Source organism: Microbulbifer variabilis (assembly GCF_052468405.1).
The window spans coordinates 1,043,301-1,065,367 of sequence record NZ_CP174343.1 but is presented as its reverse complement, the minus strand read 5'-3'; the positions used below and the strand labels follow the sequence as shown (position 1 = coordinate 1,065,367).

Annotated in this window: 14 protein-coding genes; 3 read left to right on the top strand and 11 right to left on the bottom strand. The window is 48.0% G+C overall.

What is annotated here, in order from left to right; genetic code table 11:
- Positions 1–98: 98 nt before the first annotated feature.
- The 8 genes from ACJJJB_RS05170 to ACJJJB_RS05135 form a co-directional block, all read right to left on the bottom strand.
- Positions 99–515, bottom strand: coding sequence for a hypothetical protein (locus tag ACJJJB_RS05170; RefSeq protein WP_444924693.1), 417 nt, complete (start codon positions 513–515; stop codon positions 99–101).
- Positions 499–7,857 carry an FG-GAP-like repeat-containing protein gene (locus tag ACJJJB_RS05165; protein ID WP_444945302.1) on the bottom strand — a complete coding sequence of 2,453 codons (7,359 nt, stop codon included), beginning with the start codon at positions 7,855–7,857 and terminating at the stop codon, positions 499–501. Before ACJJJB_RS05165 ends, ACJJJB_RS05170 begins: the two co-directional genes overlap by 17 nt.
- 422 nt (positions 7,858–8,279) lie before the next feature.
- Positions 8,280–9,542: a patatin-like phospholipase family protein gene (locus ACJJJB_RS05160; protein WP_020414838.1), complete on the bottom strand. Its 1,263-nt coding sequence runs from the start codon at positions 9,540–9,542 to the stop codon at positions 8,280–8,282.
- A 159-nt stretch (positions 9,543–9,701) separates the two neighbouring features.
- Positions 9,702–10,715 (bottom strand): YhdH/YhfP family quinone oxidoreductase, encoded by a 1,014-nt coding sequence (locus tag ACJJJB_RS05155; RefSeq protein ID WP_353375098.1) that lies wholly within the window; start codon positions 10,713–10,715, stop codon positions 9,702–9,704.
- Between the two features lie 50 nt (positions 10,716–10,765).
- On the bottom strand, positions 10,766–11,917 hold the full coding sequence (sohB, locus tag ACJJJB_RS05150; RefSeq protein WP_444945303.1) for a protease SohB: 1,152 nt from the start codon (positions 11,915–11,917) through the stop codon (positions 10,766–10,768).
- A 47-nt stretch (positions 11,918–11,964) separates the two neighbouring features.
- Complete coding sequence (locus ACJJJB_RS05145; RefSeq protein ID WP_444945304.1) at positions 11,965–12,615, bottom strand: cation/multidrug efflux pump; 651 nt, start codon at positions 12,613–12,615, stop codon at positions 11,965–11,967.
- Between the two features lie 49 nt (positions 12,616–12,664).
- A complete protein-coding gene (gene nudC / locus ACJJJB_RS05140; RefSeq protein ID WP_445365833.1) occupies positions 12,665–13,474 on the bottom strand; it encodes an NAD(+) diphosphatase in 810 nt (269 codons plus the stop codon).
- Between the two features lie 19 nt (positions 13,475–13,493).
- Positions 13,494–15,200 (bottom strand): FimL-related protein, encoded by a 1,707-nt coding sequence (locus ACJJJB_RS05135; protein WP_020414833.1) that lies wholly within the window; start codon positions 15,198–15,200, stop codon positions 13,494–13,496.
- A 379-nt stretch (positions 15,201–15,579) separates the two neighbouring features.
- Between ACJJJB_RS05135 and nhaB the strand changes: the two genes are divergently transcribed.
- Entirely contained in the window at positions 15,580–17,115 is a 1,536-nt protein-coding gene (nhaB, locus tag ACJJJB_RS05130; protein WP_353375465.1) for a sodium/proton antiporter NhaB, read from the top strand.
- A gap of 80 nt (positions 17,116–17,195) precedes the next feature.
- Here the strand turns inward: nhaB and dnaQ are convergent, their stop codons facing one another.
- The 3 genes from dnaQ to ACJJJB_RS05115 are packed head-to-tail and all read right to left on the bottom strand — an operon-like array spanning position 17,196 to position 19,215.
- A complete protein-coding gene (gene dnaQ, locus ACJJJB_RS05125) occupies positions 17,196–17,924 on the bottom strand; it encodes a DNA polymerase III subunit epsilon (RefSeq protein ID WP_353375095.1) in 729 nt (242 codons plus the stop codon).
- A gap of 13 nt (positions 17,925–17,937) precedes the next feature.
- Complete coding sequence (gene rnhA / locus ACJJJB_RS05120) at positions 17,938–18,375, bottom strand: ribonuclease HI (RefSeq protein WP_020414830.1); 438 nt, start codon at positions 18,373–18,375, stop codon at positions 17,938–17,940.
- Between the two features lie 51 nt (positions 18,376–18,426).
- Positions 18,427–19,215: a methyltransferase domain-containing protein gene (locus ACJJJB_RS05115; RefSeq protein ID WP_444901866.1), complete on the bottom strand. Its 789-nt coding sequence runs from the start codon at positions 19,213–19,215 to the stop codon at positions 18,427–18,429.
- A 140-nt stretch (positions 19,216–19,355) separates the two neighbouring features.
- Here ACJJJB_RS05115 and gloB point away from each other — a divergent pair, with 140 nt between their 5' ends.
- Both gloB and ACJJJB_RS05105 read left to right on the top strand, forming a co-directional pair.
- Positions 19,356–20,210 carry a hydroxyacylglutathione hydrolase gene (gloB, locus tag ACJJJB_RS05110; protein WP_353056837.1) on the top strand — a complete coding sequence of 285 codons (855 nt, stop codon included), beginning with the start codon at positions 19,356–19,358 and terminating at the stop codon, positions 20,208–20,210.
- Positions 20,211–20,406: 196 nt separating this feature from the next.
- The gene (locus ACJJJB_RS05105) at positions 20,407–21,966 is read left to right on the top strand and encodes a LysM peptidoglycan-binding domain-containing protein (RefSeq protein ID WP_445365832.1); all 1,560 of its coding nucleotides are present in this window, start codon (positions 20,407–20,409) and stop codon (positions 21,964–21,966) included.
- The last annotated feature ends 101 nt before the right edge of the window (positions 21,967–22,067 follow it).

Genomic DNA, 22,067 nt, shown 5'->3' with positions numbered 1-22,067 from the left:
CAATAAGGAATGGAGAAAGGGCTTCAGAAAAACCTGAGAGCCCTAAACATCTTACTATAACACTCAACTGGCACTATCATTTACCACCAAATATAAACCTACTTATCACTCTCTTCTTCTATCTTTCTCTCAGCCGGCCACAGATAATTACCAGCCCAAACAATATACTGCACATCATCTATAAACCTTAACTGCCCTCCATTGTCGACCCTCACCGTACCGGATAAAAGATAGTATTTTCCGCAGCTCCCGGAGCATTGAAACCCCTTTGGGAGGATTACCTTAATGGCATTATTTGTAATACCTGCCTCATACTGCTCCCTCGAGAAATAGAGATGCCCTTCTCGTCCATATCCGAGCCCCAGCACACCAACCACATCAACATCTCTATTTTTATATTTTGCCGGAGATGCCATTAAAGAGAAAAAATTAACCTCAGTGGTTAGACTCTCATATCCGAGAGCACTACTACAAAAGAATAGTAATAAAACCGAAAGTTTAGAGCTCACTGACATAGGGGGCTCCTCCGTTAGATTTTACGTCTTTGATAAATCTCCCTATTTGTGCATTAGTTGCAGAAACAGGTAGTGCTTTGCTCATTGCGTTATTGAATGAGGACCAATTAAACTTATATAAACTCTGTTGATTCGAAAGATACCCATTAACCCCAAACATTATAGGGTATCTTAAATCCCAAGAATGAAACTTGCTGGCTGAAGCTGGATGAGTATGCCACCTCCCAGCCCAACCAGCACTTCTTGGAGTTCTACCAATGGAAACACTATCAATATGATAGCTTGTTACCACTTGATCAAAACCATACCCATCCCCATATTTACGAACTCCCGCACCAAGCTCCACTTTATATCTTGTGGAAATCCCGTAAGCTTTGTCATGCAGCCATTGAGCAACCCCATCCGGATTATCTGCTATTTCTTGTGCAGCACTCTCATTAATTGTCGCCAGTTCTGCATCAAGAGCCATTCTCTTTTCTTTATTACCAGCTAAAACAGGGGAAGGTGTTGGTACAGTTCCATCTCCTTCAGTCCCCACTTGCCTGATGGAAGAAGCTACATATGACATAGCTCCAGTAACCGCCCCATTTGCAAATTTCCCACCCGAGATTGCAGTAGACGTACCTCCAATAAGCATTGCCACAATTGCTCCCTCCGGTGTGGGACCACCCCCCCCCCCGAAAGTCTCACTTTGACCCGCCCAGGCTGATAAACCTGCAGATACAAAGCCGTGTCCAAATTTACCCCCCTGGAGTTCAGAAACTATTCCGCCTACCGCAGCCGAAACAAAGATACGCTCTCCTCCAGTAAGGCCAGCTGCATTACTGATACCGTAAAATGCCGCCGAGCTCGCACCGGAAACAAGCCCTGCTTTCATGGCAGCACCGAAATCACCGGTAGCAGCATAGCCACGCTGAGCTGAAAAATAGGCATTAAAAGCTATCGAACAAGGCCCACAGTATATGCTAGTAATAATTGATCCAAATAACTGAACCATATCTGCTACAGGGGCCGGCAGAGATTTGATTATAACTTGGTCTATCAGGATAGACAGAAAATAACCACTAGGATCACTAGCATTCAGGGGATTATTACGCACATAGGAATAGCGGTTATACATCTGGGTATCCGTTGCCGCCTGGACAAACGGATCCGCTTGCATAAAGCGCCCCAGCCTTGGGTCGTAGATACGCCCATTCATATGAATGAGCCCTACTGCATCCAGCATCTCATGGCCGGTATATCCCCGCGTAGTATTGACTGTATCAAAGCCAGCTAGGCTAGACTGGCTCAGTGCACTCCAATCCGAAGAATTGCGGCGCTGCCCCCACACATCGAAGGACATTTGCTGAATTACATTTGCGCCCTCATCGGTGAGCAGGTCTACTGAGCCCAGGTGATCCAGGTACTGGAATACTTTTTCTGTCGACTGTACTGCATAGTTAGAGTTTGTAGTCAGGGTATAGATCGCTGTCCCCGCAAGGTAACGCTTCCACTGGATTTCACCAGGGTTGGAGGACTTTTCAATACGCTCGATGTTGCCGATATACCAGGTTTCAGTGACTTCACCAGTTGTGCTATTGGTATCCTTACGGTAATAGCGAGATCGCTCCACACCATAGAGAAACTCGGTTATATGATTTCCCTTCTCGATTCGCTCTGATTTATCAAAGGTGGTGTACTCAATTTTACGACCACCATCAAAATCATCGGAAATCATATTGCCATTGTTATCATAGCGATAGGCGACACCTCCAGCAGAGGTAACAGCGTGTGGGCCCGCATTATTTCCGTATGTGTAATCGCCAACGCCAGCTTTATAGACAATATTACCGATAGCGTTGTAACGCAGATCCTGCTGAGAAGAGGCCAATCCTGAGCAGTTATAGTCACCCGAGCCGATATGGCTCTTCACCAGCCGATTTAAGGCGTCGTAGCAGAAGCTTTCCCTCAGATCTTTACTGCCGCTCTGGTTATGGCGACTTTTCAAATTCCCAAGTGTATCCCAGCTGTAACGAATATTCTGAACACCGAATACCCCCAATACATCTGAGGTCTGAGTCAGCAAACGCCCAGTCTCGCTATCATATCCGTAGGCATTCGTTGCACCATTACCCAATAGCTGGCGTTTTAACTGGCCACGGGCAGTATGTTCCAGCACCTGCTGGATCAAATCCCCCGAACCCAGATCGGTGATCTTCTCAAGGTGCCCATAGTTATTGTAATGGTTTTCAGTACCAGACTGACCACTGGATAACAAGTCATCCAGAGCATCATACGTTTTGGATACACGCCCATAACTATCAAACTCTGTGGTAGTCACATAAGCCACTTGCGGGCCAGTACCATCGAAATCCACCAGTTGTGTATTGTTACGGCCAATACCATCGTACTGATAGAGCACTTGGTAGCCGCTAATGGAGTCCTCCACCAACTCGAGCTGCCCCACCCCATTGCTGGCGGTATCGTAATGCCAAGTTACATTACCGGTAATAGTGCTGCCATTGCGGCGATCGATACGAGTTTTTTTGCGCCCCAAAGTATCATAAGTGAACTCGACCTTATGACCATTGGCATCGGTCTGGGTTTCGATTTCGCCATACTTGGTATAGGTATAGGACCACTCACCCTTATCTGGATCATACATCCTGGTCTTGCGACCCAAATCATCGTAGTAAATTACAACAGAAATTGGATAGGTGAGGCCATCATTCTCTTCAACATGTGTTCCTGCCGAATTTGTTAGTCCCCAAGAGTGGGCTTTATGAAGATTGCCCTGATTATCGTATTCATAGCTGATACGACCATCAAGCGCATCAATAACTTCTACCAACTCCCCGAGAACATTTTTCTTCTCTGTTTTCTTTTGAACCTTATCATTTACTGTAACAGTCGTGAGACCATCATAAATAACTGAGGACTGCGAACTATCAGGTGCAGTAACTTTTACTGCTCGCCCTAACAGGTCATATTCAGTCTTACTCCAAACCCGGCCATTACCAGAAAAGTAAGGCTCGCTGACATATTTCACCCTGCCAAGACTGTCATATTCCTGGTCAATATAAATAGTTTTATCAAAACCCTGAGTTTCTGTACGAATTGCTCTTCCAAGCGCATCCATATACTCGACAGAGGTAGATCCAGTGCTGTTACTTTTTACAACCTTATATTTTGCACCGGTAATACAACCTGAACCACAGAGTGAATATTGAGTTCGTGCATCCGCTCCAGAGTTATCGTAGCGATAAGTCTCACGGCCCAACACGTCATAGCTAAAGTAACTCTTAAAGCCATTCAGCCCATGAACTTCCAGGGGCGCTCCATATGCATTTCGACTGATTACTTCTTCTGTTAAATGCTCAAGACTATTGTAATTCTTATTCGCAAAACGCCCAGAAATATCATAAACAGTCCGTGTATAGCGACTCTGTTCACCCTCTGCGCTCAAAGTCTTCTTCTGAATGTTACCGAAGCCATCATATTCATAAGTAGTGGTTTGCGTAAACTCAGCATTATTTGGCTCAACAACCTCAGTAAGGAGCAGGCCCTTTAAACTTCCAACGGTATGATAAGTAAAGGCAGATTCACGAACATGATCTGCCTGGCCCGGGCGGCTGTTGATTACCCTGGTAAAGCTCAAGCGCCCCTTTTCTGACTCCCAATCAGTACCACCGGAACAAAGTGAGCTCGGATGGGCAGCCATAGAACCGCCGAAGCAGTTGAGTGTATTTTTAATAAACTGCTCACCAGTGGCCTCATCAATAGTTCTCAGTTTTATTGAGGTAACGTTTCCATCATTATCATAACTATTCTCTGTAATAACGGTTTGCAGGTGCTCACCATGTGAACTTCCGTTATTTTCAAGAGAATAGGTTTCCTCTACTACCTTTTCTAGAAATGGCTGATAAGGATACACAGAGGTGTCAGAACCATTCCAACCCTTCAAGCTCCAGGTATTGGCAGCCTTTCGTATCAATGCCTTTGAGGCAGATCGAACCTCAGTCTGCAAGGGCATACCAGTGAACGGGTAGTCCTGGCGGTAGTAAGTGGATGTCTCTACACCCGTTTGCTCATCAGTTGTGGAGATCTTCTGGAAGCCCAGCATCCCTCGCCCAGCAGCCTGCAGTTTCATCTGTGCGTATTCATATGAAACAGCACTTTTCGCCGTGAAATCAACAGCACCGGGAGAGGAGCCGGCAGCTGGAGAAGTACTCTCCACTTTAGAAACTAAGTACATCGGTATCAACACATCGAGAACCGGTGCATCTTTTCCTAGGGTGACACTATCCTCCGGAAGGACCCATGGACCATTCAGTGCAGTATAAAAGTCCGCCGTGTTAGCGGCCTGCTTTAGATAACAATATGTACTTCCGGGGATCTCTACGCCGTTCTCATCTCTCTCAGACGGAGTAGTAGTACACTCCTTACCTTCAAGGGTTTTCGACATTTCAAGGCGACTATAGAACCAACTCCTAATGGTGCTGGTATAGGAGATATCAGTGGTATTACCCAGCCCATTGTCAATTTTGGTTAATACCTTGTTGGGAATATCCCTATTTGCAGAGTTCCCATAGTTGGATACATAGGATGTTAAAAAGCCTTCATCGCTTATCTTGTGATAATCCGGCTGATTATCCCCATTGATATCAGCAAAGATGTGTAGGTAATCGTCATTATTGGGTACAGTCTGAATAAAGATAGACTTTCCAAAGCTGGAAGTCTGGGGATCCCAAAGTTCTATCCGCAACAATCCCGCATCATGATCAGGCCAGTAAACATCCAGCATCCCATCCTGGTTATAGTCCAGAGCTCCGGCTTGCTCTGAAGCAAACCTGCTAGGGGTTACTTTTACCAGTTGTTCCCCAGTACTGAGATAAAGATTTGACGAAGAAGATTCCTGCAATAGCAGGTCAGTTAAACCATCACCATTAAAGTCCGCTGCGACATGAGACTTTGCAGTATTACCTCCCAGGCTTGCAAAAAGGTCGTAGCTATCTGTTTCAGCGTTAAATACAAAAGCCGCATGCCCAGAGGGTCCTGCCGAATACATATATTTAAAACCGCTTTTCAAATCCCCATTTTCATCAAGGCAAAAATCCAAGTCCACCACTTTATTGTCAGGGTCCTTACAACCGCTAACATAAGGTCTCTCCAAAGCAATCAGAATGTCAACATTACCATCCCCATTGAAATCCGCAGTAGCTGCTTTCAATGGAGAGTTGGTCAAACGGCTTATGGATTTACCGGAAGGCAACTCTAAGGAATAGCTTTTAGCTGAGCCGAACCGATAATAAGTCTTGGAACTAATTGGATCCGAGCTAGCCCGTAAGGGATAGACTAGTAAAGTTGATCCACCCACCACAACCAAATCGGACAGACCATCAGAGTTGACATCGACAAAGACACCATCCCTCTCTCCTACTCCGGTATCAATAGGATCGGATGAAAGCTTCCACTGGGAATCCACATAAGTAGAAAGGTAGACATGCCAAGTTTTACTGGTGTAGCGGTCATCGTATACAGCAATATCTGAGCGGCCATCAGCATTGTAATCTAAAACCGCAATACTGATATCCTCGTTTGCATTTGCCCCGGAGAATAAATATTTTTGGCCATTTGAATAAGTGGCAGGAGCTAAGTATGCGCCATTTGATAATGCATACTTAATTTGATGATCCTGATCACTCGCACTATCAGTATCCATCTCCAACCAAACAACATCTTGGTATCCATCGCCATTGAAGTCGCCAAATTGGAAGTCTCTTAAAGAGCGGCTCTTGTTTGCCGTAAAATCAACAGATCCACTGGAAGTTCCGTAATTTAAGGAGTACTGAGACCACTCAAATGAGAGTGCCGGCAAGCAATTGCTGCCTACACACTCTTGAATACTATCTATAAGGGAGGTCTGATTCTTGGATATATTATCAGCTACCAGCTGGTAATTAATATTATATTCACGCAGGGTATTGCCATCAGCGGCAGACGTAATTTTGGAAAGCCGTTTCGTTGTATTAAAAAGGTACCCGGCAGTATAAGCTTGTAAGTAATCAGGCCTATCCGAATAAGTAAACTGGACTGAAGCCGCATTAGCTCCTGCTCCATATGCATATCTTACTTCGTGGATTCGCTTCCCACTATCAGAATCACCTTCATATTCGAATTCAATCCTATTTCCAACGCTATCCTGAAATTCGTTCTGCATCCATGAGAGAACCTTACCTTCTGACACATTGGCATAAGACTTTGAGTTGGCTGTATTACCGTACCAACTGGTTGAGCCATCTTTTCTTTCAACGGTAAAGTAGGCAGGACCCGTTCCTATACTGCCGTGAGATGTGACTTTTACAAAAGATTCGATCTCAGTACGGTATTGTGCGCCGTCCGCACCATAAGATTTACTGGAAACATTAATTAGCCTTTGGCCATCCAGACAAAACCTGTCCGAAGGACTCCAGCTGATAGGTAAAGCTTTTCCGTCCGTGGCCAATGTTTGTCGGCAACGGGTAATTCCGGAAAGCCCCCCAATAGACCACCCATTACCCAGTAACCCATTACCTGTATTACCTTGGTAATTTAAAGATAATTGAGGGACAACACCGGCAGTACCCACCCCTGCTGCTATAGCAAGTGAATAAGTCGCACTACCTGACTCATTAACCCTGAACTGACCAGCAGAGCTACCGGCCATTGTGGGGGTCTTTACGCCCGAAGAAACAATATCCTGCTCAATCGATGGAAGACTTCCGTTAGAAAGGAAGGCAGTATCTACGAGATATTCTTTTCTGCCTTTAAGAACCAGATCGTCCTGTCCGTTCCCATCAATGTCATCAACATAGAACGTATTATTAGATTCAGCTAGTAATTCAGAGAGGTCACTAGAGCGCGAATATGAAACAACAGAAGTCGGAACCTCATCACCAGAAACACCTACCACTACAAAAGGTGGCTCGTTAGTATTTTGGCTCCTGAACAGGATATCTACTACAGAATCACCATCAAAATCACCGTAGTAGAAGTCAATATTTTCCTCAAGCCTTGTAAATCCCGTCAGCTCATCTTCTGGCACGCTATACGGAGCAATAGTTCCATCAGCAAAAATCACGTATGAAGGCCTGGGAGGCAAGGCAATCGGGGTGGCAATATCTCCATGTAAAATTAAGTATCGACTATTGCTGATGACATAATAATCCAGGTCACCGTCACCATCGATATCCTTTAAATAAATAGCTTGGCCTTGGGAATCAAAACTTGAAGCCTTGAGCGATAAAGGCAGTATACAGACCAACAAAATAAGCCATCTAAATACGTACTGAACTGCATTACTATTGCTCAAATGAAACATCTGGCTTCCCCAATGACCCCAATTTTATGGTACAAATGTACAAAGGCAGCAATTCTGCATACCTGAATAGGCGCAGTCAATTCCTCATTAACTTACTTAATGGGGTGTTCATCAAAAGCCCTAGTCTTACAATATCCGGGCAAGAATAACCCCCACAACCGCGTCATCAAAAGTTAAAAACACCACCCTGAGAAGCCAACCACAGAAGGCGCACTAACAAAAGCATGTAGACTTCCAACATAACAAGTGAACACTTCAAGAGGTGCAAGAGAGATAAGCCAATAAGCGCAACCGTTAACCAACAAAACGGTCAGATAGGAATTTGTTACAACCAGTAAATTCACGCATAGCGAAACAAACCACTTTTATCGACCGAATACTTCTCAACGTTCCCTTGCGATATTAACTACTGGCTATTGGAGCTATTCCCGAGCGTTATCATTTGGGGTACCTTCCGAATCTTTCCCTCGAACTCCAAACAAGCCCTTACGACCTTCGATAACTTCTGTTACAGGCCGCAAAAAATGACTTAGCTTATCCTTTTCCCACATTGCATCCTGATATCCGAGCTCAATCAATTCCTCTATATAAGGTCTTTCAAAGAGCAGATAGCTGGCAGCTGATACACCGCCTCCGGCACTGGTGGCACCTGTGGAGCGAAATAGCCAGCGCAGCGCAGGGGGAAGAAACTGCAGCTTTTTCCCTCCCAGCCAGGCAAGGCTTTGCGAGGGTTCAATCACCACAGACTCTACCGGGCGCAAAGGCGCCAAATCAGAATATTTCTCTTTTTCTACAGATTCCAACAAGCTGTTGACCCTATCCATATGCTCCAAATCCCCCTCAAGGCTGTCAATGAAGGCAGCGTTGAACCACTGGGCGGCTATCTGGGCCATTGAAGGAGAATGCATTTGCCTGTCAGTGCGCCGGCTACCCCAGTGTATGGGGGAGCGGTTATCCGATACACCTACAATAAACACCCGCTTTGCACCAAGGTGCAAAGCGGGACTGATCGGGGCCATTTGACGTATGGCACCATCACAGAAATAAATATCTTCAATTCTGACAGCGGGAAAGATTGCTGGAATAGCTGCTGATGCGAGTAAATGATCCACGGTTAGCTCGGTAGGCACACCAAATCGCCTAAAGCGCTGCCAACTCTTCACGCCATCGGCAGCTTGATAAAAGCTGACTGACTCACCTTCACTGTAGGAAAGTGCGTTAATGCAAGTGGCATGTAAATGCCCAGCATCGATATTTTTCTGAATATTGCGAAAGTCGATAACTTCCTTAAGCAATTTTCTCAGAGGTGAATTATCGAGAAGTGCCAGAGGTTTTTGTCGCCCCACCCCCTGGTTAAGTAATGATCGGCTAATTGAAAATAGATTGCCTATAAGGCTCCACCAACTAGTACGATAAACGCGCTCAACACTGAGGCTCATCCACACAGAGCACATGCTATCAACGGCTTCTTTGAAGGTGCCGGGATGGGAAGCCAGCATCATTGCATTCATCGCACCAGCAGAGGTGCCGCAGATAATTTTAAAAGGCCGAGGATTATCCTCTGGTACCACCTCCGCCAAGGCCTTTAGTACACCTGCTTGATATGCCGCACGGGCACCACCACCGGAGAGAACCAGCGCGCTGTTTTCATCGAGAAATGAAGACTCGTTGTTACCTTTAGACAATGTGCTCTTCCAACAGAAATAGACCGCCAATAACAGCATTTACCAAAATGCTATTGAAAACAAAGCGGACAAACAAATACCAATGCTTATATGCAGCCTATAAATCAACTCAGTTAAAAATCTGGATTTTGTAATTATTATTCCGAAAAGTTAAGCTGCTTACAGGGACATATTTACCACGTAACGGCCAATTCCATGCCCCCTATGAATACGAGCAAGAAACTCCGGCGCCTGCTCCAAAGAAATATCTTCAGCGATCCCGCGGAGCTGATTACCGATATACCAATCCCTCGAAAGCCGCTGCCAAACCGCGCTCTTTTTTTCAATTGGTAGCTCAACACTATCGACACCTAAAAGGCTGATGCCACGCAAAATAAAGGGGAATACGTTGGCATGGAATTGTGCCCCGGAGGCCATTCCACAAGCAGCAACACCGCCACCATAGGCCAATGACTTAATCACATTGAAAAGTGTTTCACCGCCTACAGTATCTATTGCCCAGGCCCAAAGAGGCTTTGCCATAGATTTACTGGCAAATGGAGCCAAGGTATCCCTATCGAGAACTTTCCAGGCACCTAAATTAGTCAGGAAATCCGCAGCTTCCAATTTACCTGTCACCGCCGCCACACGGAAACCCAGCTTAGCTAACAGTGCCACTGCAATCGATCCGACCCCACCCGTAGCACCGGTCACCAGAACCTCCCCATCCTCAGGGACCGCACCAGACTCAAGGAGCTTCTCCACACACAATGCCGCTGTCAGGCCAGCCGTACCCAGAGTCATTGACTCCCTGGCAGTAAGCCCCTGCGGAAGAGGCAACGCCCACTTGGGGGGGATGGCAATCATTTCTGCCAAGCCCCCCGGCGTATTCATGCCCAAATCATAGCCAGTGACCAACAATTCCGTACCGGGTTTATAAGTGCCACTATGATCCTCCAACACCTTGCCTACCGCATCGATACCCGGCGTATGGGGATACTCCCGGGTAATACTACGGTTACCAAATGCGGACATCGCGTCTTTGAAATTCAGAGAGGAATGGGAAACTGCAAGCAACAAGGGGTTGTCTGGCAGGTCACAGACCTGCCTTTCAACCAAAAGCTGGTCGAACTTACCTACGGCAACCTCTTCTACCCTTATTGCCCGGAAACTTTCATCCCTGAAATTGTTCATGTGAAAATTTCCTGTCTATCAAAGATTTCAACCCTGCTTGAGGTGCTTATTTATTGCGCGTGATGCCGCCAAGCAGCTAACTTTGAGAATAGACGAGTCATCGCGGACTCTACTCCTGCCTCAGCAGCCAGCCCCATTTTCTTGGCAATATTCTTCTTTTCTTTGTACTCCACCTGATAAAGGTCAGCACCTTCTGCACTATGAGTCAGATACTCATCGGAAGTCTTGAGTTCATCAACAAGCCCAAGGGACAAAGCCTTTTGCCCAAACCAGACTTCACCGGTAGCGACTTTGGCAATATCCAGGCTGGGTCGGTATTCACTGACAAAATGCTGGAACAACACGTGGATCTCTTCCAGGTCACTCTGGAATTTCTCACGGCCTTCTTCAGTATTTTCACCAAACATTGTTACTGTGCGCTTGTACTCTCCTGCAGTAAACAGCTCATAGTCCACATCATGACGCTTAAGTAAGCGATTAAAATTGGGGAGCTGTGCGAGCACACCAATAGACCCCAACATCGCAAATGGGGCAGCCAGAATTCGATCAGCCACACAGGCCATCATATAGCCGCCACTAGCCGCGACTTTATCTACTGCAATAGTGAGGTGTATACCCGCGCTACGTATACGCGCCAGCTGACTAGCCGCAAGGCCATAGTTCGCAACCATACCGCCTGGACTTTCCAGGCAAAGAAGCACCTCATCTCCCGTTTTTGCCACCTGCAGGATCGCAGTAATTTCTTCTCGTAGGTGGGAGAGCGCACTTGCTTTAATATCGCCATTAAAATGCATTACGAAAATACGTCTGCGATCCTCAGAGGACACTGCAATGCTTTTTTCAGATTTTTCTGCCTGAGCTTCTGAAGTGCCTATTTCTTGCTTCTGGCTATCAATTTCTTTTGCTGCTTTCTTCTTTGCTTCAGCCTTATGTCTCTTCACTAAAGCCTTTTCTTCAGCTTTTTTTTCCTTCGCAAGTTGCTTCTTGCGATGGGCAAACTCGTGCTTTTCCATGACCGCTTCCAGCAGGGTGTCTTTGAACTGCTCATAGCGGTCATTCAAACGTGTAACACTAATATGCCCCTGAACACGCTCCTTTAGCTGTTCGCGATTGGCAAAAATAAAGCCTATCAATATCATTAGGGCCACAATCACTGTGACAATTTTTGCCAGGAATAGGCCGTACTCAATTAAAAATTCCACTTAAACTCCAGATTGCTACCTTTCAACATTAAAATTTATTACTCATATCATTTCCAGCCATCCAGGGCGGAAGTTGCCTGCTTGTTCAGCGGCCTTGCCAATAACCCACTGTGACTGATTCGAACATCGTAAACAGCTCCATCCTCCATAGGAAGAAAGGTTGCGCTACCATAAACGGCATCAACGAAAGGCAGGCTTTTATCAAAACCTTTAACAAACCGCCAAACATCCACTCCGTAATTGGTGCCGTCGATCTGGTGGACCGATCGCTCCCGGGCTCGTTCATCCCTCAAGGTTAGGTAACGCCCGCTCAGCCGGTCCAGTCTGTATGCCGGTTCAATGCCCCAACGGGCCAAATGGCCCTGCCATTTCAGCATTCGCGCATCCAACTGCCACTGATCGCCATACAGCTCAAATTTCTGAGAAATTCCATCGGCATCAGCGAATTTAACTTCGAACTGCTGATCGGCCACCTTTCGGAAAGAGACAATACCGACGCTGTGCTCTTGAGCCAGATTGCGATAACTGAAGACATCGGCCGCCACCAGGACTATCCATAGGGCCAAACCGAAAAAGATCAAGCCCGCCGAGCCTCGCAGAAAGCCCATCACCCAGCTTCCACTTAACAGTACTCGCGCCCCCCAAAAAACAAGCAGCAATGCCAATATGGCAATCAGAAAGGTGATCAAGATGTACATAAATTATTGTTCTCCATACTTCTTAGCAGAGCCGTTAGAACAACCACGGCTACTTTCCCGCCGCGACCTGCTCCACGAAAGTGTGAATCAGCTGTCCCGAGAGAGTCTGCACAGGTGGAATTTCCGGCAGCGATCTATAGTGAAACCATTGTGCTTCTTCAATTTCATTCGGATCGGGACACAACTCACCGCCCTGCCACGCCGCAAGATATCCCAACATCAATTGGCCGGGAAATGGCCAGGGCTGGCTACCGATATACTGCAAGCTACCTACGTCTAAGCCTACTTCCTCACGAACTTCACGCTTGAGCGCTATCTCAGCGCTTTCACCCGGCTCTATAAAACCCGCAAGCGCGGTATAGGTGATATTTCTACGATTCGCATGACGGGCAAGCAGGCACTCTTCTCCTCGAGTGACCAGCATAATGACACAGGGAGAAATTCGCGGATAAACCGTCAATTGGCAGTTCGGGCAGGTTCTGGCCCTGTCGATGGAATGGTAGTGAGTTGCGGTCCCACAGCGCCCACAAAAGCGATGGTCGCGGTCCCAATGCGCGATCTGTAGAGCGCGGCCGGCCAATGCAAATAAATGCTCGTCTGTGGAGGTTAATAAACTGCGCAGGTTACGCCAGTCATGCCCGCGAATATCCAGCAGGCTGGATAACACACGAACACCGCAACTTTGTCCTCCCAACTCCCCAAGGTAGTGGTTTGAAATTACAGCCTCGGCCAAAAATATATCCATCTCATGGATAAACTGGTCTCCTCGACAGAGCACCAACCCCTCAGCCACAATAATTTGCTGGGAAAAATCTGGGGTAGCCCACACATTTGCAGCGGGCTCAAAGCGTTCGACCAAAAGAGCCTCCTAATTCAGGTTAAACCGTCTCTACGGGATAACCAAGTGCAGCCAAGCTCTCCACAGCGAGGTTAAGGGATTGCACATCGGCCTGACGGTGCAGCTTTACCTCGCCAAGGTAGTACTCAAGGCTGATAATAGCATCGGCGAAAATATCCAGTGACTGCTCAACATCAGGACCTGCATCGTGGCGATCTACCACTGTTTCAACAAATTTAAATAAGCCTTCAACCACCGAAGCAGCGCGCTGTAGGTTTAAGACGATCAACCCCCCACGCACAGAGTTAAGAGTGGTCGAGACGTTGCGGATATGGCCATGGTCATAGCCGGAATCTGCATATGCAGCTAGAGCGCGCTTTATCAACGCAAGGCCAGCTTCCGCCTCCTTAAGCACTGCTACCTCTGCCTCTGCCAGCTGGCTATGCTCAAAAGCAATATCCGCATGGCCGTACTCATCGAGATCAATATTGGTACTCTGCTTTAATGCCCGCACAGTACTATCCACCATCAACACTTGACCGGTGAGCTTCTGTAAAGCTGAATCTGCGACAGAACCTCCTGCACCTGCAGCACTTTGGTATTCAGCTACGGCATTGCGCAGACTCTCGCCCACTCGCTTGAAGTTCAACATTTGCAAGGTACCAGCAACGCGTCTCAGGGTGCTGGCTAGTCCATCATTCTCATCGATATCGGAGATACCGATCAGCTCAATATCATCCAGCATCCGGCGCACACTGGATAACTCTTCATCCAGTGCACCAGCTACAGCAGAAATTGCAGTGGCACCAGGCCCACCCAGGCTCGCGCGCTCCCTTTCCAGTTCTTCCTCAGTATATTCAAGGGATTCTGCCGAAAAGATATCGAGAAGCTTACTCCCAGCCTCAGCAGGCTTCGACAGAGCAAGCCAATAGATGCATTCTTTCAGCAATATCGGGGGTGCAGGCTGGTCTAGAGCAGCGTCACACTCCTTTTGCAGGGCACGCAACCAACGATCAAACATACTGAATACCATAACCCTGGAACGGCTAATACGCATTTCACAGGCAGCCATACCTGTCAGGGCGGCACCAGCCACGACCCACAGGCGCCCATTTGGACGCCCAGAAGTGATACTCGCAATCCGCTCCAATGCTCGGGCCATCATGGTGAAAGCCGGGCCGCGGGGTTTGCCACGCAATAATGCCAAGAGACCAACTTGGTACATATGCCGGAACCTACGGACAAAACTACGCAAGTCTTCGGACATTACTGCCGAGGCGCCCATGCCAGGTATTGAGGCATCCAGGTTACAACGAAAAAAATGACTTTCAGGTACCGGCGGCTGGGACCGCGCAGCCCTAAGGTTATTAATAAAGGGGATCAGTAATTCTGGCCTGGCTATGGCCCGACTCTGCACAAAATCGAGGTACCGGCCCAATACATAAAGCCCACTACCCAGAGCTTCCATTAGCTCCTCTGTGGCTTGCTGTCGCCCTTCCAACACTTCGGTGAGCGCAGTTATTTTCTCCTGGGCAAGCAATTCTCCAGCATGGAGCTGCACCATCTGCAATACGCCACTCACTTGCCTAAGAGCTGCCAAGCATTGCTCCAGTGACTGCTTCTGGGTGGTATCTGCTGCAAATTTGTCCAAGTGAGAGGTAGCGTTATCTACTGCTACTACCAGCTCATCCTTGACCACATTGACAGAAGTGATGTTGATCTTGCGCAATTCACTCTTTGACTGCACCGCTGCACTCTTCCTGTAACCGAACAAAAAATAACCAAAACAAAAGGTTCTGGCCTAGTAAAGGGCAATTTATACCAATAGAGAAAAGAGTCCACCTTTCCGCCAATAAATTCCACCGAATATTCGACAAATCCTCTGCTACCTCCTCTGAACCCCTAAATTACTTGAATTTTCCGGAAAACCCAGTAGCGTTTGCTACTTTCAAGTGTGCAGATGTGCACTTTTTTTGCGCTTACGCCCAAAAAACAATCAGCTTCACCAGCTGAATACAAGGGAAAGAAAGATCGCGGCTAAGGGCTTTCCCGAAATGCCGCAAAGGGCAGGGACAACCCGACACTTCAATTTGACCCAAACACTGGGTTACCCAGGGAAGTAAATGATGAACACTTACAACAATGCACTGACGGCTTCCGGTAGCGGTTTTGGCCGGGCCTTTGCGGATAATTTTCTCGGCGAAGCCCCGGATTGGTACAAACTCACAATAGCTGCCTTTCTTCTATTAAACCCAGTAATACTTTATGTCAGCGGCCCTTTTATTACCGGGTGGGTACTGATTGCTGAATTCATTTTTACTCTGGCAATGGCACTAAAGTGCTACCCACTTCAACCCGGAGGATTGCTCGCTATTGAGGCCGTCCTTATGGGAATGACCAGCACAGATGCGGTCTATCATGAAGTAGTCGAGAATATTGAAGTTATCCTGCTGCTGATGTTTATGGTCGCCGGGATCTACTTTATGAAGAGTCTCTTACTCTTTGTGTTTACCAAGATCCTAATTCACGTGAACTCAAAGAGTATGCTCTCGCTACTGTTTTGTGCAGTAGCTGCAGTACTTTCAGCATTCCTAGACGCACTTACAGTTACTGCTGTACTAATCGCGGTAGCTGTAGGCTTTTACTCTGTTTATCACCGGGTCGCCTCCCAGCAACCCCACCACCACCATGACCATGATCACTCGAATGACGAACACGTAGTGGAGTACCACCGGGAGGACCTGGACCAATTCCGGGCCTACCTGCGCAGCCTTATCATGCATGGTGCCGTAGGTACTGCATTGGGAGGCGTCTGTACTTTAGTGGGTGAGCCACAAAACCTACTGATTGCCGAAAAAGCCGGCTGGGAGTTTCTTCAATTCTTCCTGCAAATGGCGCCGGTCACTGTCCCCACCCTATTTGCTGGGCTTATCACCTGTGTATTCTTGGAAAAAACTAAAATCTTAGGCTACGGTGCCCAGCTTCCTATAGCAGTGCGTGAAGTATTGTTGAACTATTCGAGAGAAGAAGAAAAGAAGCGTACCTCTGCACAGGTGGCTGAACTCTGGGTACAGGGCATTGTTGCTCTGCTGCTTGTATTCGCATTGGCCTTTCATGTTGCCGAAGTGGGTATTATCGGCTTGATGATCATTGTGCTTTTGACGTCCTTCAATGGTATTGTTCAGGAGGCCCGAATTGGACACGCCTTTGAAGAAGCCCTGCCTTTTACGGCTCTATTGGTGGTATTTTTTGCCATTGTTGCGGTGATTCACCAACAGCATCTGTTTGAACCGGTTACCCACTTCGTACTATCACAAAAGCCTGAACAACAACCGGGTTTACTGTTTTTGGCCAACGGCATACTGTCCATGATCAGTGATAATGTTTTCGTAGCCACGGTGTATATTAATGAAGTTAAGACTGCCCTAACTGCGGGCGACATCACCCGTGAACACTTTGACAAGTTGGCCATTGCAATTAATACAGGAACCAACCTTCCGAGTGTTGCCACACCGAATGGACAGGCAGCCTTCTTATTCCTGCTCACCTCAGCCCTGGCTCCGTTAATCCGTTTATCCTACGGGCGTATGGTAATCATGGCTTTGCCATACACTATCGTGCTCACTGCTGTTGCGCTGGTTTGCGTTGTTTACGCAATTTAATGAGATTCAAAAACACTAAATCCTAACAGCTACTTCACTTCTATCGCACAATAAAAAAGCCCGCTATGCGGGCTTTTTTATTACCAAAAATGCTTGCCTGAGGATTTCTCCAGTAATGCCAACATGGATTGGTGAGCTTCTAATTCCCCTCTATCTGCCTGAACTACAAGCAGGGGCTCACGATCAGTTGAGAGCCTACGGATTACCGATGAAGTGTCTTCATTCTGCCCTTTATCCCCATCCTCTTGATTGTGCCCATCGCCACCCTGAGCCAGTATTAAGTCAGTCTGGCCGCCGGTCATCATCAAGTAGACGTCAGCGAGAATCTCCGCATCCAGCAAAGCGCCATGCAGGTCTCGCTGGGAGTTATCGACAAAATAGCGCTTGCACAGAGCGTCCAGGTTGTTCTTCTGGCCAGGGTGCTTTTCCCGCGCCAAAGCCAGAGTATCCAGGACAGTGCTGTGGGCTGCCACATTTTTCCAGCGGGGATTGCCGAGCAGCCTCAACTCAGCATTAATAAAGCCAACATCAAAGGGAGCGTTGTGAATAACCAACTCAGCCCCCTCACAAAAGTGCATAAACTCATCCGCGATTTGCGCAAAGACCGGTTTATCGGCAAGGAATTCATTGGTAATACCATGAACTTCTATAGCGCCATCTTCCACTTGCCGCTGCGGATTAATGTACTGATGGTAATGGCGCCCGGTCAGCTTGCGGTTAATCAGTTCCACGCAGCCAATTTCAATGATCCGGTGGCCACTTTTGGGATCCAGGCCGGTAGTTTCCGTATCGAGGACAACTTGACGCATTTTCTACTCTCCCTCAGGACTCCAGCTCATCAATACCACGGTTAGCTAACTGATCCGCCCGTTCATTGCCCGGGTGGCCAGCATGCCCTTTTACCCAATGCCACTGCACTTGGTGACGAGCAACACTCTCATCCAGCTGACGCCAAAGATCAGCATTCTTAACTGGCTTTTTGTTGGCGGTTTTCCATCCGTTTTTCTTCCAATTATTGATCCAGCCGGTAATACCCTGGCGCAAGTACTGAGAGTCCGTATGCAAGTCAACCAGGCATGGCTGTTTAAGCGCTTCCAGGGCCTGAATTGCCGCCATTAGCTCCATGCGATTGTTGGTGGTGTGAGACTCGCCACCACATAGCTCTTTTTCCAAATCGCCATAAACCAGCAAGGCTCCCCAGCCACCAGGGCCTGGATTACCACGGCAGGCACCATCGGTATAAATAGTTATTTGTTTCAAAATTGACGCCAAATTAGGAAAGTAGCCGATGTGCGAAACCGCTCCGCAGGATCAGCGCTTCTGATGCTTACCCCGCGCCGCAACACGGGGGCTCGTAGGTGTGGCCACCAAGGCGGGTTTTCGCTGGGTACGCCAGTTAATTTTTATGGTGCGTACTCGCGCCACCTCTTTGCGCGCGACTATGATGTAAAAGCCCCCCCAAGGCAAGCGCCAGCGGGATCCCAGGCGCTCCATCCAAGCCGTTTTAGCTAGCAACTCCCGCTGCTGTAATGGTAACCGAAAGAACCCCCGGTGCACTTTATCTGCCTGTAAATCCAGGAGATTCATCCAGTCTGCCACACGGGCAGCGCGCATTTGGTTGCCCTTTTGGTATGCACCGCGAGAAAAAAGCATCCGTGACAAACCGAGAAGAGAGAAAGGATTAAACCCTATCAACAACATATGACCACCTGGTATCAACACTCGCGCAGCTTCTCTGAGTATCTGGTGGGGGTGCGCTGAGAAGTCCAGCAGATGGTGCAATAGAACGACATCTATAGATTCAGATGGTAGAGGCAGATGCTCCAACTCTACCAGCGCAGCTCCCTTCTGCTCCGGACAGGCAGCGAGGCGGAATCGATGATTAATACGACTGGAGTCCGCAAAATCCACAGCGTCTGTTACTCCGACCTGCATCAGATGGTAACCAAAGAAGCCCTCAATCAAGGGTTGCGATAGCGCCAGCTGCTGGGACAGTATTTCCTGACCCAAACTACTGGAAAACCAGTGTGACAGAGCCGGGCAGGCTTTTACCAGTGACGGCAGCTCCGAGTCGTTCCGCGACCTGAACTTATCAGTCATTCAATCTCCTAATTAAAAGCCAGCAATATCCTGGCCTCAAAACCACCCGATACAGAGGTTCACCCCGAAACCCAACAGCAGTTTAACAAGATAAGGTAGCGTTATTTGCTATGGATTTAAAAGGTAAATCAGGCCACTAAATGTGCTTTCAGCACACTACCACTCTGATTACATGGTATCGTTTCCAGCCCCAGATGGCAGGCAGGATCAATATGCTCTCAATAACACCTATTCCCGCACTTAGAGACAACTATATCTGGCACCTCAACAAAGGCGACGAGCACTGGGTTGTCGATCCAGGGGAAGCTGCTCCAGTTATCCAGGCACTTAAAGGCGACTCTCTGGATGGCATTTTGATCACCCACCACCATTTCGATCACACTGGAGGAATAGCTGAACTGAGAAAGCACTATCACTGCCCTGTTTACGGACCCAAAGCAGTAAAAGGTGTGACAAATACGATTACTGAGGGAGACAGCCTCCAGATACTTGGCACTTCCCTGCGGGTTTGGAGCATTCCGGGCCACACCCTCGACCATCTCGCTCTGATCCTTGAGGGGCAAGGCAAAAACGGAGCTCTGCAAACTCATCTCTTCTGCGGCGACACCCTTTTTGCCGCGGGCTGCGGGCGATTGTTTGAGGGCAGCCCTGAACAGATGTATCAATCCCTACAGCGGCTTTGCACCCTACCGCCGGCAACACAAATCTACTGCGCTCACGAGTACACTTTGGGTAACCTGAACTTTGCCAAATCTGTTGAACCAGACAACCCAGCAGTAACCCAGCGCTTGCAAGAATGCCAGCTACTCAGAACTTCAGGCAAACCTACGCTGCCATCCAATATCATTCGGGAGAGGGAAACCAATCCATTTCTACGCTGTGATATTCCAGAGGTTAAGCAAAGTGGCGCGCGACACTTAGGCCGCAATAACCCTGAAAGCCTGAGTGAAGTTGAGGTATTTTCGAGCCTGAGAGACTTAAAAGACCACTTTTGACAAAGTGCCCTCAGCTAAAATCCTGTAGCAATCAAACTTGAATAAACTGTCTATATTTTATTCAGTCGCGTTGACCGAAACTATTCCTACTATTTAGAATCATATGACTATGATCTAATGCTCAGTGTTAGCAAAAAATAAACGCCTAGGCGTAAGCTGAGCGAGGAATTAAAAGAAATATTCGCGGATACCAATCATGGTTCATAAGAATTTTGCCGTGGCGCTGTTAGCGGCCACGGTTGGGGCATGCTCGCAGATGCCAAATAAGGGCTCATCACCTGAGCGTGAAGCTGCAGAAGCTCCTGAAAGAAAAATTGCGAGCAGCACCACTATCTCCACCCCTGAACCTGAAAAGGAAGCCCTGCCCCCTACAGACATCTGGGAACGTTTGCGTAGAGGTTTCCGTCTCAATCATCGCGTTGATAATTCAAAAGTCCAGGATTACATCGCCTATTTTTCCCGCAATGAAGGCTATATGGCGCGCGTTAGCGAGCGCTCGCGCCGTTATATCTTCCATGTAGTCGAAGAACTCGAAGAGGCCAACTTGCCTCTCGAACTGGCCCTGTTGCCAATTGTTGAGAGCGCATACGATCCCTTCGCTTACTCTCATGCACGCGCCTCCGGCATGTGGCAGTTTATCCCTTCCACTGGCCGCTCCTTTGGTTTGCAACAAAACTGGTGGTACGACGGCCGTCGTGACGTCCATGAATCAACCCGCGCAGCGGTTAAGTACTTCAATTACCTGATGGAGCGGTTTGACAGCGACTGGGAACTGGCCCTGGCAGCCTACAATGCTGGCGAGGGCACCGTTCGTAGAGCAGTAGAGCGCAATCGTCGCAAAGGGCTTGGTACCAGCTTCTGGGACCTGAAATTGCCTAGGGAAACGAAGCGATATGTACCACAACTGCTAGCACTGGCAGAGGTGGTTTCACGTCCAGACTATTACAAAGTGCCTCTCCATGATATCGCTAATGAGCCTTACTACGCCCGGGTTGATGTCGGCAGCCAGATAGGTATGGCGCAGGCCGCTGAGCTGGCTGAAATTGAAGTTGATGAGCTCTACCTACTTAACCCAGGCTATAACCGCTGGGCTACAGACCCCAACGGAAACCATCAATTATTGATACCCATTGAAAACCAGGATGTGTTCGAAGCCGCGCTCAAAGAGCTGCCTGAAGACCAGCGAGTAACCTGGCAACGCTATACCATTAATCGCGGGGATACACTTTCGACGATTGCGAGGCGCTACCAGACAACGGTCAGTGCCATTCGCGAGACTAACAAACTGCGCAATAACAATATCCGGGCTGGTAAAACCCTGCTGATTCCCAGTGCCTCTGGCCCTGCCGGACAGTATGCGTATGCTCTGGACCAGCGTGTAAAACGCCGTCAATCCTCCGGCCAAGGGCAGAAGAGCAGCTATACAGTAAGACCTGGCGACAGTCTTTGGGCTATAGCTCGGAAAATGAACGTAAGCGTCAAACAATTGGCCAGCTGGAATAGCATGGCGCCCGGTGACACCCTACGCCCTGGCCGGACATTGGTTGCCTATGATGGGAGTACACCTGCTAGCAACAACCGTACGACACGCAAGGTTTCCTATAAAGTCCGTAGCGGTGACTCTCTTTACCGAATCGCTAACAAGTTCAGTATTGAGATCGACGATATTTTACGCTGGAATAAAATCACCAAATCCAAGTACTTACAGCCAGGCCAGCGCCTCACTCTGTTTGTGGACAGCGCAAGCAACAGTTGAGTTTTCTGACCTTTCGCCCGCCTGCTATCGCAACTAAATAAAAGAGGCTGTAAATAAAAAGCCCGGCATCTGCCGGGTTTTTTATTTTTCTAATTGAGCAA